Consider the following 13,693-nt stretch of genomic DNA (forward strand, 5'->3'; position numbering starts at 1 on the left):
TGACAGTGTTTGGATCAGGGATAAAAGGATACTCTACTCCTATTCCCTATAAATACTCATCCAATGCTCCAGCCGGTGCTTTAGCTCCACTCTGGCCGATGTCGGCTCCAGGATTTCCGCATTTGGCCCGTATTGCAATATCCACTTCATGAATTCTTTTTCATTGTTCACAGTCACTTCGAACAGCAGACTGCCATCCGGCTCATCGCTCATCCGTGGATGAACAAACAGTTCCTCTTCCTTAATATAGCGCGCAATCTCCGGCTGGAACCGCACCTTGAACTTTATGTTTTTATTGCCGCGGTCAATGGACCATGTATTTTTCAAATATTTCTTAATATTGAAGTTCCCCTTGTCAAAGCTCGCCTCCATTACCTCCACGTCCAGAAAACGGCTGATTCTGAAGGTTCGGATGGCCTTTTTAAGATGGCAATACCCAATGAGGTAAAAGCGCTGATCACGCGGAATCAAATAGTAGGGATCAATCTCACGTTCCGTTGTCGCATCGCGCGACTGCGAGTGATATACAGCTCGGATCCGCCGCTGCTCCACAATCGCCCCTATAATCGGCTGTAGAAAATTCCGGCTTTCTTTACGATAGGCGGGTGTGCCCATCTGAATGATGTCGGCAATGTTCTCCAGAATCCCGTTCTGCCTGGATTTCTCCTTCATATGTGTACCCATTACTTTGTCATAAGCTGTATGGAAACCCGGAGGGATTTTATCCTCATTAAGTACAGAAGGTAAAAGAGAGAATGCCAACGCTTCCTGCTCGGAAAAATCAAGCGGATAGAGAAAGAACTTGCCAAGAAACTTATAGCCGGTGCCTCTACCCTCATTCGTAACGGGCGCAAAATGGCTGATGATCTCAAGATCCCTGTAGATCGTTCTAACGTTCACATCACATCTGAAAGCCAAATCTGTTGCCGTAATACCAGGATTAGATTGAATCGCATTAATAATTCTGAAAATTCGTATTACTTTATCTGTCATTTGAGTTGCTCCTTAATACTTCCTGATCATTGAAGCCCGTTATCGTAAATCTAATATATCAGCTTCACAGACCCGTTGGCTGTCACGAAACACACTTCCGGCAGACAAAAAACACGAAGGAACTATCTTCCAACGTGTTCGTCAAGCTGCTATTAATTAGTTTACTTTCCCTTTACGATTAGCTATTGATCAAATGTATTCTCAACTCTTTCAGATAAAGTAAAGTAAGCAGTCCAGATTAGATTTTTTATTACAGAAACGATCGTCACCATAATTAAAGGTTCACCTCTATAATAATTACCCGAATAATAACTTAGCCAACAATTTGCAATCGAAATCAGTGATATTACGATCAGGTATCCTCTAACCCAATGAATGGTCTGTTTCTTCTTAAAATAGAACAGAATTATTATGACGAGCAGCATCACAATGTCAAAAGGATTTTGCAAATATGCAAGCCAATGCGAAAAAACATATTCTGGCGATAACTCCCAGCTTTTCTCTGTTACTTTCATTATTGATGAAAATTCATCCAAAACTAAATCCTTTGAAAATTTAATTATCACTATCATGAATCCCAGCCAAATGCTGATTTGAAAAAAAATGAGCCAGCCCCCAAAACCTTGGTGCCCATACGCTTTATGTATCTCTGTATCGTTTGAAATAGAACTGCCCGATAATGCATCTAAATTGAATTTCGAATCCACCATTACTTCGTCCCTTCAACTTTATTACTATCCCATGTAAAAATGGGCAATTATAACTTATAATCGGTTTATTGGAACTTATTATGTATAGTATTGTCCCACTCCAACTTTCCTAATTTCACTAGACTGTAGCTGCTGCATGACTCTTGAGCACACAGCACAAAAAAAGCCTTGCATATCGCAGGCTTTTTTTGTGGTTATTCTGTTAAGCGGGTGATGGGAATCGAACCCACGCTATCAGCTTGGAAGGCTGAAGTTCTACCATTGAACTACACCCGCATAGGTGTACAATCGGGATGACACGATTTGAACATGCGACCCCCTGGTCCCAAACCAGGTGCTCTACCAAGCTGAGCTACATCCCGTTGGTATTAAAAATGGCGCGCCCTGAGAGATTCGAACTCCCGGCCTTTTGATTCGTAGTCAAACGCTCTATCCAGCTGAGCTAAGGGCGCAAAATCTATATGGAGCGGACGACGGGAATCGAACCCGCGACCCTCGCCTTGGCAAGGCGATGCTCTACCGCTGAGCCACGTCCGCAAAAACATGGTGCGCGTGAAGGGACTTGAACCCCCACGTCGTAAAACGCCAGATCCTAAGTCTGGTGCGTCTGCCATTCCGCCACACGCGCACACTTTAAAGAAATGGTGAGCCATGAAGGACTCGAACCTTCGACACCCTGATTAAAAGTCAGGTGCTCTACCAACTGAGCTAATGGCTCTCATGAAAATGGCTGGGGATATAGGATTTGAACCTATGCATGACGGAGTCAAAGTCCGTTGCCTTACCGCTTGGCTAATCCCCAATATTTATAATTAGCTAAAAACACGGAACAGGGCGGATACTCTGCACTTCGTTGCGAGATTGCAAAGTAATTCTTGCGAAGCTTATACTTCTGATCCCTGATGCCATACTAATGGCGGAACCGACGGGATTCGAACCCGCGATCTCCTGCGTGACAGGCAGGCATGTTAGGCCAACTACACCACGGTTCCAAATTGGTTGCGGGGGCAGGATTTGAACCTGCGGCCTTCGGGTTATGAGCCCGACGAGCTACCGGGCTGCTCCACCCCGCGTCAGTAAAAGTTATTGTTCCCTTGCGGTCCCAGAAAAACACCTGGAATCCATTGCGAAGCTTCTGCTTCTTAGGGAAATGTTATGGTGGAGGCTGAGGGGATCGAACCCCCGACCCTCTGCTTGTAAGGCAGATGCTCTCCCAGCTGAGCTAAGCCTCCATGATATGACCCGTATGGGATTCGAACCCATGTTACCTCCGTGAAAGGGAGGTGTCTTAACCCCTTGACCAACGGGCCATGCTTGTTGAAAATTTGTGGCGGAGAGAGAGGGATTCGAACCCTCGAGACGCTTGTGGCGCCTACACGATTTCCAATCGTGCTCCTTCGGCCAAACTCGGACACCTCTCCATAATGGCTCCCCGAACAGGACTCGAACCTGTGACAACTCGATTAACAGTCGAGTGCTCTACCAACTGAGCTATCAGGGAAAATGGTGGGCCTTAGTGGACTCGAACCACCGACCTCACCCTTATCAGGGGTGCGCTCTAACCAGCTGAGCTAAAGGCCCTTCTACCGTATACAAATATTAAGGGCAAAAAAAATACCACAGTGTGTGTGGTTGTCCGCTTGGCGGCGTCCTACTCTCCCAGGACCCTTCGGTCCAAGTACCATCGGCGCTGGAGGGCTTAACGGTCGTGTTCGGGATGGGTACGCGTGGAACCCCTCCGCTATCGCCACCAAACGGGCATTTACAGCGTAAATGCTTCAGGAACCTTAATTCCTGAAAACTGAATCCGAAACGAATCTGCGTCTTACTGTTGGATAAGCCCTCGACCGATTAGTATTGGTCAGCTCCATGCATTGCTGCACTTCCACCTCCAACCTATCTACCTCGTCGTCTTCAAGGGGTCTTACTAATTGGGAAATCTCATCTTGAGGGGGGCTTCACGCTTAGATGCTTTCAGCGCTTATCCCGTCCGTACGTAGCTACTCAGCCATGCTCCTGGCGGAACAACTGATGCACCAGCGGTACGTCCATCCCGGTCCTCTCGTACTAAGGACAGCTCCTCTCAAATTTCCTGCGCCCACGACAGATAGGGACCGAACTGTCTCACGACGTTCTGAACCCAGCTCGCGTACCGCTTTAATGGGCGAACAGCCCAACCCTTGGGACCTACTTCAGCCCCAGGATGCGATGAGCCGACATCGAGGTGCCAAACCTCCCCGTCGATGTGGACTCTTGGGGGAGATAAGCCTGTTATCCCCAGGGTAGCTTTTATCCGTTGAGCGATGGCCCTTCCATGCGGTACCACCGGATCACTAAGTCCGACTTTCGTCCCTGCTCGACTTGTTGGTCTCGCAGTCAAGCTCCCTTATGCCTTTGCACTCTTCGAATGATTTCCAACCATTCTGAGGGAACCTTTGAACGCCTCCGTTACTCTTTAGGAGGCGACCGCCCCAGTCAAACTGCCCGCCTGACACGGTCCCCGTACCCGTTTAGGGTACCAGGTTAGAACCTAGATACGATCAGGGTGGTATCCCAACGGCGCCTCCGCAGAAGCTTGCGCTCCTGCCTCTACGGCTCCCACCTATCCTGTACAGATCGTACCCAAATTCAATATCAAGCTGCAGTAAAGCTCCATGGGGTCTTTCCGTCTTGTCGCGGGTAACCTGCATCTTCACAGGTATTAAAATTTCACCGGATCTCTCGTTGAGACAGCGCCCAAGTCGTTACGCCATTCGTGCGGGTCAGAATTTACCTGACAAGGAATTTCGCTACCTTAGGACCGTTATAGTTACGGCCGCCGTTTACTGGGGCTTCGGTTCACAGCTTCGGATTGCTCCTAACCGCTCCCCTTAACCTTCCAGCACCGGGCAGGCGTCAGCCCGTATACTTCGCCTTGCGGCTTCGCACAGACCTGTGTTTTTGCTAAACAGTCGCTTGGGCCTTTTCACTGCGGCCCCCTCGGGCTATTCACCCTACCGAGGCACCCCTTCTCCCGAAGTTACGGGGTCATTTTGCCGAGTTCCTTAACGAGAGTTCTTCCGCGCGCCTTAGAATTCTCTTCTCGCCTACCTGTGTCGGTTTGCGGTACGGGCACCTTCTCCTGGCTAGAGGCTTTTCTTGGCAGTGTGAGATCATGACCTTCGCTACTATAATTTTCGCTCCCCATCACAGCCCAGCCTTAATGGTGTGCGGATTTGCCTACACACCAGCCTCACTGCTTAGACGGACATCCATCAGTCCGCGTCACTACCCTCCTGCGTCACCCCATCGCTCATAGCGGATTACGGTGGTACAGTAATTTCAAACTGTTGTCCTTCGACTACGCCTTTCGGCCTCGCCTTAGGTCCCGACTTACCCTGAGCGGACGAGCCTTCCTCAGGAAACCTTGGGCTTTCGGCGGATCAGATTCTCACTGATCTTTTCGTTACTCATACCGGCATTCTCACTTGTATGCTGTCCAGCGCTCCTTACGGTACACCTTCAACCTGCATACAACGCTCCCCTACCCCAGATACATAGTATCTAGCCATAGCTTCGGTGGTGTGTTTAGCCCCGTTACATTTTCGGCGCAGAGTCACTCGACCAGTGAGCTATTACGCACTCTTTCAATGGTGGCTGCTTCTAAGCCAACATCCTGGTTGTCTGTGCAACTCCACATCCTTTCCCACTTAACACACACTTGGGGACCTTAGCTGATGGTCTGGGCTGTTTCCCTTTTGACAATGGATCTTAGCACTCACTGTCTGACTCCCGGCAAGAAGTTAATGGCATTCGGAGTTTGACTGAGCTTGGTAACCCTTGCGGGCCCCGCACCCAATCAGTGCTCTACCTCCACCACTCCATTCACCGAGGCTAGCCCTAAAGCTATTTCGGGGAGAACCAGCTATCTCCGAGTTCGATTGGAATTTCTCCGCTACCCCCACCTCATCCCCGCATTTTTCAACATACGTGGGTTCGGGCCTCCAGTGCGTGTTACCGCACCTTCACCCTGGACAGGGGTAGATCACACGGTTTCGGGTCTACGTCCACATACTAAATCGCCCTATTCAGACTCGCTTTCGCTGCGGCTCCGGCTTCTCACCTTAACCTTGCATGTTAAACGTAACTCGCCGGTTCATTCTACAAAAGGCACGCCATCACCCATGAATAGGGCTCTGACTTTTTGTAAGCACACGGTTTCAGGTTCTATTTCACTCCCCTTCCGGGGTGCTTTTCACCTTTCCCTCACGGTACTGTTTCACTATCGGTCGCCAGGTAGTATTTAGCCTTAGCAGATGGTCCTGCTGGATTCATACGGGGTTTCACGTGCCCCGCACTACTCGGGATCCGTCTCGGAGAGAACACAGTTTAGGCTACAGGGCTTTTACCTCTATCGCGGGCCTTTCCAGACCTCTTCGCCTACCATATTCCTTTGTAACTCCATGTGAGACGTCCCACAACCCCAAGGGGCAAGCCCCTTGGTTTAGGCTGTTCCGCGTTCGCTCGCCGCTACTGACGGAATCACTATTGTTTTCTCTTCCTCAGGGTACTTAGATGTTTCAGTTCCCCTGGTCTGCCTCTATCTCCCCTATGTATTCAGAGAGAAGTAACTGCGAATTACCACAGCTGGGTTTCCCCATTCGGACACCCCCGGATCAAAGCTTGCTTACAGCTCCCCGAGGCAGTTTCGTTGTTCGCCACGTCCTTCGTCGGCTCCTGGCGCCTAGGCATCCTCCGTGTGCTCTTATTAGCTTAACCAATGCGTTTTTCCAGAAGGAAAATCGCTAGCATCGCTATAATATAAACTTGTTTACACAAGTTCAGCTTAAAGGAATGTTCTAAAACGCAAATTCGTTTCGGTATCCAGTTTTCAAGGATCAAGGTATTACTGAGAGCTTAAACTCTCAAAACTGACCAACGAGTGAGTAACAGGCCTAAACCTGAGTTTTGGAAGCTAAGCTTCCGATTTGAATGTCACCGTTGCAGGTGACGATTCTCCATAGAAAGGAGGTGATCCAGCCGCACCTTCCGATACGGCTACCTTGTTACGACTTCACCCCAATCATCTACCCCACCTTCGGCGGCTGGCTCCCTTGCGGGTTACCCCACCGACTTCGGGTGTTGTAAACTCTCGTGGTGTGACGGGCGGTGTGTACAAGACCCGGGAACGTATTCACCGCGGCATGCTGATCCGCGATTACTAGCAATTCCGACTTCATGCAGGCGAGTTGCAGCCTGCAATCCGAACTGAGACCGGCTTTGCTGGGATTGGCTCCACCTCGCGGCTTCGCTTCCCGTTGTACCGGCCATTGTAGTACGTGTGTAGCCCAGGTCATAAGGGGCATGATGATTTGACGTCATCCCCACCTTCCTCCGGTTTGTCACCGGCAGTCACTCTAGAGTGCCCAGCACTACCTGCTGGCAACTAAAGTCAAGGGTTGCGCTCGTTGCGGGACTTAACCCAACATCTCACGACACGAGCTGACGACAACCATGCACCACCTGTCTCCTCTGTCCCGAAGGCCGCCACTATCTCTAATGGATTCAGAGGGATGTCAAGACCTGGTAAGGTTCTTCGCGTTGCTTCGAATTAAACCACATACTCCACTGCTTGTGCGGGTCCCCGTCAATTCCTTTGAGTTTCAGTCTTGCGACCGTACTCCCCAGGCGGAGTGCTTACTGTGTTAACTTCGGCACCAAGGGTATCGAAACCCCTAACACCTAGCACTCATCGTTTACGGCGTGGACTACCAGGGTATCTAATCCTGTTTGCTCCCCACGCTTTCGCGCCTCAGCGTCAGTTACAGCCCAGAAAGTCGCCTTCGCCACTGGTGTTCCTCCACATATCTACGCATTTCACCGCTACACGTGGAATTCCACTTTCCTCTTCTGTACTCAAGCCACCCAGTTTCCAGTGCGACCTCAGGTTGAGCCCAAGGTTTAAACACCAGACTTAAATAGCCGCCTGCGCGCGCTTTACGCCCAATAATTCCGGACAACGCTTGCCCCCTACGTATTACCGCGGCTGCTGGCACGTAGTTAGCCGGGGCTTTCTTCTCAGGTACCGTCACTCCGGTAGCAGTTACTCTACCGGACGTTCTTCCCTGGCAACAGAGCTTTACGATCCGAAAACCTTCATCACTCACGCGGCGTTGCTCCGTCAGGCTTTCGCCCATTGCGGAAGATTCCCTACTGCTGCCTCCCGTAGGAGTCTGGGCCGTGTCTCAGTCCCAGTGTGGCCGTTCACCCTCTCAGGTCGGCTACGCATCGTCGCCTTGGTGAGCCGTTACCCCACCAACTAGCTAATGCGCCGCAGGCCCATCTCCTTGTAGCAGATTGCTCCGCCTTTCATCCTTCGTCCATGTGAACAAAGGAATTATCCGGTATTAGCTACCGTTTCCGGTAGTTATCCCAGTCAAAGAGGTAGGTTGCCTACGTGTTACTCACCCGTCCGCCGCTAAGTTAATCCGGAGCAAGCTCCTTCATAACTCCGCTCGACTTGCATGTATTAGGCACGCCGCCAGCGTTCGTCCTGAGCCAGGATCAAACTCTCCAAATTGGTATTTAGAAAGAGCGATTGCTCATTTTGAAACATCTGACGAGAATTTACATTCTCTAATTTTGGATCTCACTTGCGTGATTTCCATACTCACTCGTTGTTCAGTTTTCAAAGATCAAGCTCGTTGTCAGTGTCGATTATCTCGTCACCAGCAACTCTTATAATATATCACATCCAACCGATCAATGCAAGCTCTTTTTTTCAACTTCTTTTTCGAGCCCGGCGTTGATGTTTCGCGGCCAGAAATAGAATATATCATGTATTCGAGAACATTGCAACACTTTATTTATATTACCCCTTTTCAGCTTTATTATTCTGAAGATTCGCTGATTAGCAATTCGTGCACATCTCTTCTTAGACTTAAAGGCGCTCCCTTTACTGGAGTACCGATACGCACGAGCATTTGAATGGTCTCTCCATCCGCTGCATAACTGCGGTGAATATCGCTGTATAGCCGGCTCATTTCGGGATATTCCTCCAACGCCTGGCTTAAGGGCTGTATGGCAAGGCCCAAACGGTGAGCGGACAGCACCAGCCTGCTGTATAACATTCCGCTGCGGACCTGGCTCAAACGGCTGTTGTCGGCAGAACGAATCATGGCAAAGGCAGGCGTGTTGTTTACGGAAGTTTCAGTCGATGTGATGAACTGCTTGGAAGCAGCCTCTCCCTTGTTCAGTGAAGGAAACAGTGTAACCAGACCTTGCAGCATATGACGCATAAGCCCATCCGTTCCCTGCCCCTCTACGGAGAAGCCATAACGATATTTATTCTTCTCTTTTTCATTAGATCGGAATATCCTTGCAGACTCTTCCATGACCGGCTCGACGCCAGCCTCAACAATAGATGCTTCTGTTATGTATGTTGCAAGCCGTTTCTTATTATCTGTATCTTGAACAATTTTTATGGAAATATTTTCATTATCTTGAAGACCCTGCAGCTCATCCACCAGCTCGGGACGCAGTGCATCCGATCGGTAAGCCCCTCTGTTGGTGTCCGAAAGGAATAAATACGGGTAGAGCGGATGGCTCACGGAGTTCATTCTGGTGAGAGTGATGACCGCTACAGGTTTGGTACGCATACTCTGCACAAGTCTCTTCTCATCATAGTCACCTTCAGGAAACAGCTCAATCGCTGTCTCATAACCCAGTTCTTCTCCGGCAACCCTGACATATTCTAAAAAAGTTCCCTGCGAAACCATGAACTGCCGCGCATATGGATCAACTGCAGGCGATAAACGTTCACTATCCGCATACAGAGCAAACTTCAGCGGATTGCTGCTGTCCAATTTGATCTTCCAAGGCTGCATGTTGTGGCTGCTGGCAGCCAAAAGCCCATGCGCCGCCAATTGCACCCTAGGGTCCGTGATTGCAGCAGAGTAGCTTGGCTTCCAAGGCTGCAGATACTTCTGCTCCCGGAAGACTCCACTGATGAACATTAATGAAGCAAAAGTTATGACAATCAAAACGACAATCGCTGAAAGAATGAGAATCACCCGTCTTCTCCACCTTATCCCTTTCACGTTCTCTCCCCCTTTAGTGACGTATAGACTCAAGCATGAGAGTAAATGCTGCCGAAACCAGCTCATCCGGTGTTGTAGAATGCATGTGGCGGATGTATTTTTCCTTCTTATGCGCAGTATTCAGTACACCAATTACACAAGACCAAAGTACAAGCGCTGTTTTTACCACATCCAGGTCCTTGCGGATCTCCCCCTCATCCATCCCCTGACGCAAAAGTCCAACCAAATATTCCGTCATTTCTTCACCCAGGGCATAACATTCATCCCTCGCCTCGTCCGTCACCCCACTCTCAAAATCGATCTCTGCGGTCTCATATTCAATAATGGCCTTGAAGTATTCCGGATGCTGCCTGCTGAAGCTGTAAAAAACATCTCCCATTTGCCTCAGACTCTCTATAGCTGTAACTGCGCCTGCATTCTGGATCCTCTGCTTCAGCAAACCGATCATCAGCCTATAGCCCCGAATCATAATTTCAAAATAGATTTGCTCCTTGCTGTTGAAATACACGTATACGGTTCTTTTGCTGAACTCAGCCGCTTTAGCCACATCGTCCATGGTCGCCTGATTGTATCCTTTGGCAAAAAAGACATGCTCCGCCGCTTCCAGGATGTCATTTCGGCGGATCTGTTTTTCCTTCTCCCTGCGTTGATCGATTCCCAATGGTTTTGCCGCCTCCACATTACACTACAGTGTTGTTAAGTAAACTATCAGTTTACTTTGCTCCATTTTAAATGTTTTGTCAACCATTGGATTGCTCCAGAAAAGACCAACTGCATGTTTAACAGACACTTACCGCTCAACGTGAATGATTTGATGCCTATATGGTTACAGTAACAAACAGCAGTTTGGTTAAGGCCTATGCTTCCGAAGCGAGTTATGTACGAAGTGGACCCGAGAAGCGGATGCTCACAATACTTTTAGGAGGTTCAGCATGAATACTCACGAATTTGTGGAGAAGTTTCAGGAGAATCAGCGGAAAGCGGAGAAAAACAAACGCCGGGGGAAAGGGTCACCCGAATCGAAGCTGCCCAATATACAACATAGTACGAATAAATAGACAAGAGGATGTCTACAAAGCGAGTGGCTTTGACAGACATCCTCTTTTTTTTGCCGAGTGCCTTTAGTGGTCCTACGTCCAAAGGTCTGGCGCTTACTTGCTAAGTTTCGCCACGTTTACGGCTACATTCTCCAACTGTGCTTTACTCAACGATTTATCCGGGGAGCTGATGGTGACATAGCGGTCTGCTACTTTGAAGGTCATCATCGCAAGATCACTAGGTGTGTACCATTTGCCTTCCGTTCCATTCGACAGCTTCACTGTAGTTCCATCATAGGAATCAGAGTAATCGCGGGGAGAAACAACTACTCTCATATGTTTGAATAGAAAGCTTACCCCATCCTCGCCGCCGCCAATTTTCTGGAGAGCATCACCGCTGGTCATTTTGAGTGGAGCATAAGCAGTCTCAAAACCCTGGAAGTTTGCAAATGCCTTGGTGATCTCCTGTTTTTGTGCAGCGCTGTATGAAACGGCGGCCAACGTAACAGATGAGCTGTTATTGGTACCTATGATCACCTGGTTGGATGAGGCGTCGAAGGCCACCGGCACCTTCAGCACATCCGCCATCGCACGTACAGGCAAGTAAGTCGTATTATTATAAGTAATAGGAGCCAGTGTTTTGCCATTACCGTCTACCGGCGTATAAGCCGCTCCGTTTACTTGGAAGCCAATGCTATGGTTCAGATAAGCACTAATCTTTTGCAGATTTGTTCCTGCGTACACACCTGCCGAGCCCGTAACCGCCATACCGAATACCATCGTTGCTATGATCATTTTTTTGCTTTTCATTGAATATCGTCTCCCTTGCGAGTTGGTTTGTTATGTTCTTTGCTATAGTTCAATTTAATCATGAACTTGTTTCTAACTTGTATCCGGATTGTAAAGAAGGATTTCCAAACAGAACTGCCCGCCTATCCTAGCGATAGCGCGGGCTGTTTATGGGAAGAATCAGTATGGACGACTGCCTGGTGCTGTAACTTTATACACCTCAGTGTACAGGATTTCCCTGTACTGATGGAATTCCTCCTGGTTTATCGGGCGGGGATACGTCATAATACGCAGCGGCAGATCAGCCTGTCCTGTACGGAGCGGGGGCTGGTTATACTCATAGGCATTGAGGTGAAAGCCAAGCCGCTCATAAAACCCGATTCTCCGCCGCTCCAGTTCCCCGCTTGGCGGCTCTACCTCCAGCAGAATAGGAACGTCCGAACGGCCGATATAATTGAGCATCAGCTTTTTGCCGAGTCCTCCTCCCCTGATGCCGGGATCTACTGCTATATGCTCGACAAAACGCAGAGCCGGAAACTCCCACGCCGCCAAAAAGGCGAGCGTCCTCCCCTTGGTGTCCTGCTCAGTGAACAGGCGGTAGTTAGGGTTATGCAGCAAAGATCGCTGCCCGCTGTAGGTTCTGATCTCACTCACTGGAAAAGAAGATTTCATAATACCAAATATCTCATCAAAGGTTGTAGGGCCCATAATCAACTGCCTGCTTTCTGGTAAAGTGTGTATCGTTTAGACTGCTGTACAGGAGGTTCAGACCTGCTGCAGCTTGACGGAATATGACCTGCCATTATATTGAAACTTAATCATATCTTTATCTAACGTAAACTGTTTCATTTGCATCTTCCGTTCCTGTTCAAAGGAATATACATATACCTCATATTCATAGCTGCCATCGCCATCAGGACACTGGCTCACCGATACATATAGCTTGTCCTGTTCCTCGATTCCCCAACTATAGAAGTAACCGCCTGCGGCACGAAAGGAGAGAATTTCAATATTATCTGCCGGATCGCCGGTTTTCAGCGCCCAAGCCTGGTTCCTCAACGCCTGTGCGCCTCCCCGGAACATGGTGTACGTATGGTAGACTACATATTCACCTACACCCTGCAGACTATTGAGCTTTGTATATTCATCGGAAGCCTCAGGCAATGCCAGCGTCCAAAGCTTACGGGCCTTCGCAGCATTCAGCTCGATATCCGCCGGATCGCTAAGATAAATGGTGAAAGGCTCCAGCGGAACACCTGCCGGATCAGTACCTTCCCCCTCCATTGGGGGAGCCGGTGACCAGACGATCCCGCTTGAGGTTGCCGCCGCAAAATTATAACGCTTCGTCGCAACATTGTGGCCTGGGAAGAAATAAGTCGTTCCATTTAATTTAATAGAGAGTGCGTCTGATACCGCCGCTGAGTTAGACGGTCCAGGAACAGCCGGTATGACGGTAGCGGCAGGATTAGCTTGGGCCACCCGGGAAACGATAGGTGACGGAATGGACGAAGAATCCGCTGAAAGATTACCGGCAGCCGCAGGCCGGCTACTGCAGGCTGACATTAAGCAGGACATTGTTAAGAATCCCGTTATAACAGGGATCGGTTTAAAAAGCATGCTGGAGTCTCCTTATCTTTCGTGAAGTTCTTTAATCTATATATTATAAGTCTTCCAAAGGTTGAATGGTCTCAATTTTGATAATTTTTCTCAAAATATGACTATAAATTACATTTCCCCCCTCACAGATGTCTTTGTAATGCAACTGCGGATGGCGTTACACCTAAATCCAGGCTTCCGCTTCGCTCAGGAGGGGATAACCAAAGCACGAATCTGCGAATAACTCTCAAGCCTGCGCAAATGCCGAGCATATTCTGCTGGCCCCAAGCGAATCATAATCCTGCTCACCCTGCCCCAAGGTACTATACACAAACATTAAATTCTATGATCGTTTCTCTTACGCCGTCATCCTTTTTATAGGCATTATAACAAAATAGTCACAGAACCTTCTCTTAGCCTCCTTCTCATTACCTCTAATTAGCATCTGGTACTAAGTAAAGTGCTATACTATAGAGTATGGATATACCAT

At 48.9% G+C, this 13,693-nt stretch carries 8 protein-coding genes, 14 tRNA genes and 3 rRNA genes; 1 reads left to right on the forward strand and 24 read right to left on the reverse strand.

What is annotated here, in order from left to right:
* Positions 1-39: 39 nt before the first annotated feature.
* From NYE29_RS05520 to NYE29_RS05620, 21 genes are all read right to left on the reverse strand, one after another.
* Positions 40-993 carry a helix-turn-helix transcriptional regulator gene (locus tag NYE29_RS05520; RefSeq protein WP_076110432.1) on the reverse strand — a complete coding sequence of 318 codons (954 nt, stop codon included), beginning with the start codon at positions 991-993 and terminating at the stop codon, positions 40-42.
* A 182-nt stretch (positions 994-1,175) separates the two neighbouring features.
* Positions 1,176-1,703 carry a DUF2569 family protein gene (locus NYE29_RS05525; protein ID WP_076110433.1) on the reverse strand — a complete coding sequence of 176 codons (528 nt, stop codon included), beginning with the start codon at positions 1,701-1,703 and terminating at the stop codon, positions 1,176-1,178.
* 205 nt (positions 1,704-1,908) lie between these two features.
* Positions 1,909-1,979 (reverse strand) — tRNA-Gly (locus tag NYE29_RS05530).
* Positions 1,980-1,991: 12 nt separating this feature from the next.
* Positions 1,992-2,065 (reverse strand) — tRNA-Pro (locus NYE29_RS05535).
* A gap of 13 nt (positions 2,066-2,078) precedes the next feature.
* Positions 2,079-2,155, reverse strand: a tRNA-Arg gene (locus NYE29_RS05540).
* 10 nt (positions 2,156-2,165) lie between these two features.
* Positions 2,166-2,240 (reverse strand) — tRNA-Gly (locus NYE29_RS05545).
* 7 nt (positions 2,241-2,247) lie between these two features.
* Positions 2,248-2,331 (reverse strand) — tRNA-Leu (locus NYE29_RS05550).
* A gap of 14 nt (positions 2,332-2,345) precedes the next feature.
* A tRNA-Lys gene (locus NYE29_RS05555) sits at positions 2,346-2,421 on the reverse strand.
* A 9-nt stretch (positions 2,422-2,430) separates the two neighbouring features.
* Positions 2,431-2,505, reverse strand: a tRNA-Gln gene (locus tag NYE29_RS05560).
* A gap of 112 nt (positions 2,506-2,617) precedes the next feature.
* Positions 2,618-2,695 (reverse strand) — tRNA-Asp (locus NYE29_RS05565).
* 4 nt (positions 2,696-2,699) lie between these two features.
* Positions 2,700-2,776: transfer RNA gene (locus NYE29_RS05570), tRNA-Met, on the reverse strand.
* Between the two features lie 83 nt (positions 2,777-2,859).
* A tRNA-Val gene (locus NYE29_RS05575) sits at positions 2,860-2,935 on the reverse strand.
* A gap of 6 nt (positions 2,936-2,941) precedes the next feature.
* Positions 2,942-3,013 (reverse strand) — tRNA-Glu (locus NYE29_RS05580).
* Between the two features lie 18 nt (positions 3,014-3,031).
* A tRNA-Ser gene (locus NYE29_RS05585) sits at positions 3,032-3,124 on the reverse strand.
* Positions 3,125-3,128: 4 nt separating this feature from the next.
* Positions 3,129-3,204, reverse strand: a tRNA-Asn gene (locus NYE29_RS05590).
* Positions 3,205-3,207: 3 nt separating this feature from the next.
* Positions 3,208-3,284: transfer RNA gene (locus tag NYE29_RS05595), tRNA-Ile, on the reverse strand.
* 57 nt (positions 3,285-3,341) lie between these two features.
* Positions 3,342-3,458 (reverse strand): 5S ribosomal RNA (rrf, locus tag NYE29_RS05600).
* 76 nt (positions 3,459-3,534) lie between these two features.
* Positions 3,535-6,461, reverse strand: a 23S ribosomal RNA gene (locus NYE29_RS05605).
* 245 nt (positions 6,462-6,706) lie between these two features.
* A 16S ribosomal RNA gene (locus tag NYE29_RS05610) occupies positions 6,707-8,262 on the reverse strand.
* The 16S, 23S and 5S rRNA genes sit together here with 14 tRNA genes alongside, the layout of an rRNA operon.
* A 310-nt stretch (positions 8,263-8,572) precedes the next feature.
* On the reverse strand, positions 8,573-9,781 hold the full coding sequence (locus NYE29_RS05615) for an Acg family FMN-binding oxidoreductase (RefSeq protein ID WP_340894767.1): 1,209 nt from the start codon (positions 9,779-9,781) through the stop codon (positions 8,573-8,575).
* 13 nt (positions 9,782-9,794) lie between these two features.
* A complete protein-coding gene (locus tag NYE29_RS05620; protein ID WP_340894768.1) occupies positions 9,795-10,442 on the reverse strand; it encodes a TetR/AcrR family transcriptional regulator in 648 nt (215 codons plus the stop codon).
* 271 nt (positions 10,443-10,713) lie between these two features.
* On the opposite strand from NYE29_RS05620, the gene NYE29_RS05625 reads away from it, so the two are divergent.
* Entirely contained in the window at positions 10,714-10,839 is a 126-nt protein-coding gene (locus NYE29_RS05625; RefSeq protein WP_076114486.1) for a DUF4023 family protein, read from the forward strand.
* A 93-nt stretch (positions 10,840-10,932) separates the two neighbouring features.
* Here the strand turns inward: NYE29_RS05625 and NYE29_RS05630 are convergent, their stop codons facing one another.
* The 3 genes from NYE29_RS05630 to NYE29_RS05640 all read right to left on the reverse strand — a co-directional run bounded on the left by NYE29_RS05630 (position 10,933) and on the right by NYE29_RS05640 (position 13,170).
* Entirely contained in the window at positions 10,933-11,628 is a 696-nt protein-coding gene (locus tag NYE29_RS05630) for a hypothetical protein (protein WP_076114487.1), read from the reverse strand.
* Between the two features lie 159 nt (positions 11,629-11,787).
* Positions 11,788-12,315, reverse strand: a complete 528-nt coding sequence (locus tag NYE29_RS05635) for a GNAT family N-acetyltransferase (RefSeq protein ID WP_076114488.1) — start codon at positions 12,313-12,315, stop codon at positions 11,788-11,790.
* A 57-nt stretch (positions 12,316-12,372) separates the two neighbouring features.
* The gene (locus tag NYE29_RS05640; protein WP_340894770.1) at positions 12,373-13,170 is read right to left on the reverse strand and encodes a hypothetical protein; all 798 of its coding nucleotides are present in this window, start codon (positions 13,168-13,170) and stop codon (positions 12,373-12,375) included.
* Positions 13,171-13,693 lie beyond the last annotated feature (523 nt).

The sequence above is a fragment of the Paenibacillus sp. FSL M7-1046 genome, assembly GCF_038007405.1.
Taxonomy (GTDB): Bacteria; Bacillota; Bacilli; order Paenibacillales; family Paenibacillaceae; genus Paenibacillus_AQ.

Bases quoted from the DNA above. Each gene is read 5' to 3' on its own strand.
- NYE29_RS05520 (WP_076110432.1), bottom strand. From the start codon at position 993: ATGACAGATAAAGTAATACGAATTTTCAGAATTATTAATGCGATTCAA.
- NYE29_RS05525 (WP_076110433.1), bottom strand. From the start codon at position 1,703: ATGGTGGATTCGAAATTCAATTTAGATGCATTATCGGGCAGTTCTATT.
- NYE29_RS05625 (WP_076114486.1), top strand. From the start codon at position 10,714: ATGAATACTCACGAATTTGTGGAGAAGTTTCAGGAGAATCAGCGGAAA.
- NYE29_RS05630 (WP_076114487.1), bottom strand. From the start codon at position 11,628: ATGAAAAGCAAAAAAATGATCATAGCAACGATGGTATTCGGTATGGCG.
- NYE29_RS05635 (WP_076114488.1), bottom strand. From the start codon at position 12,315: ATGGGCCCTACAACCTTTGATGAGATATTTGGTATTATGAAATCTTCT.
- NYE29_RS05640 (WP_340894770.1), bottom strand. From the start codon at position 13,170: ATGTCAGCCTGCAGTAGCCGGCCTGCGGCTGCCGGTAATCTTTCAGCG.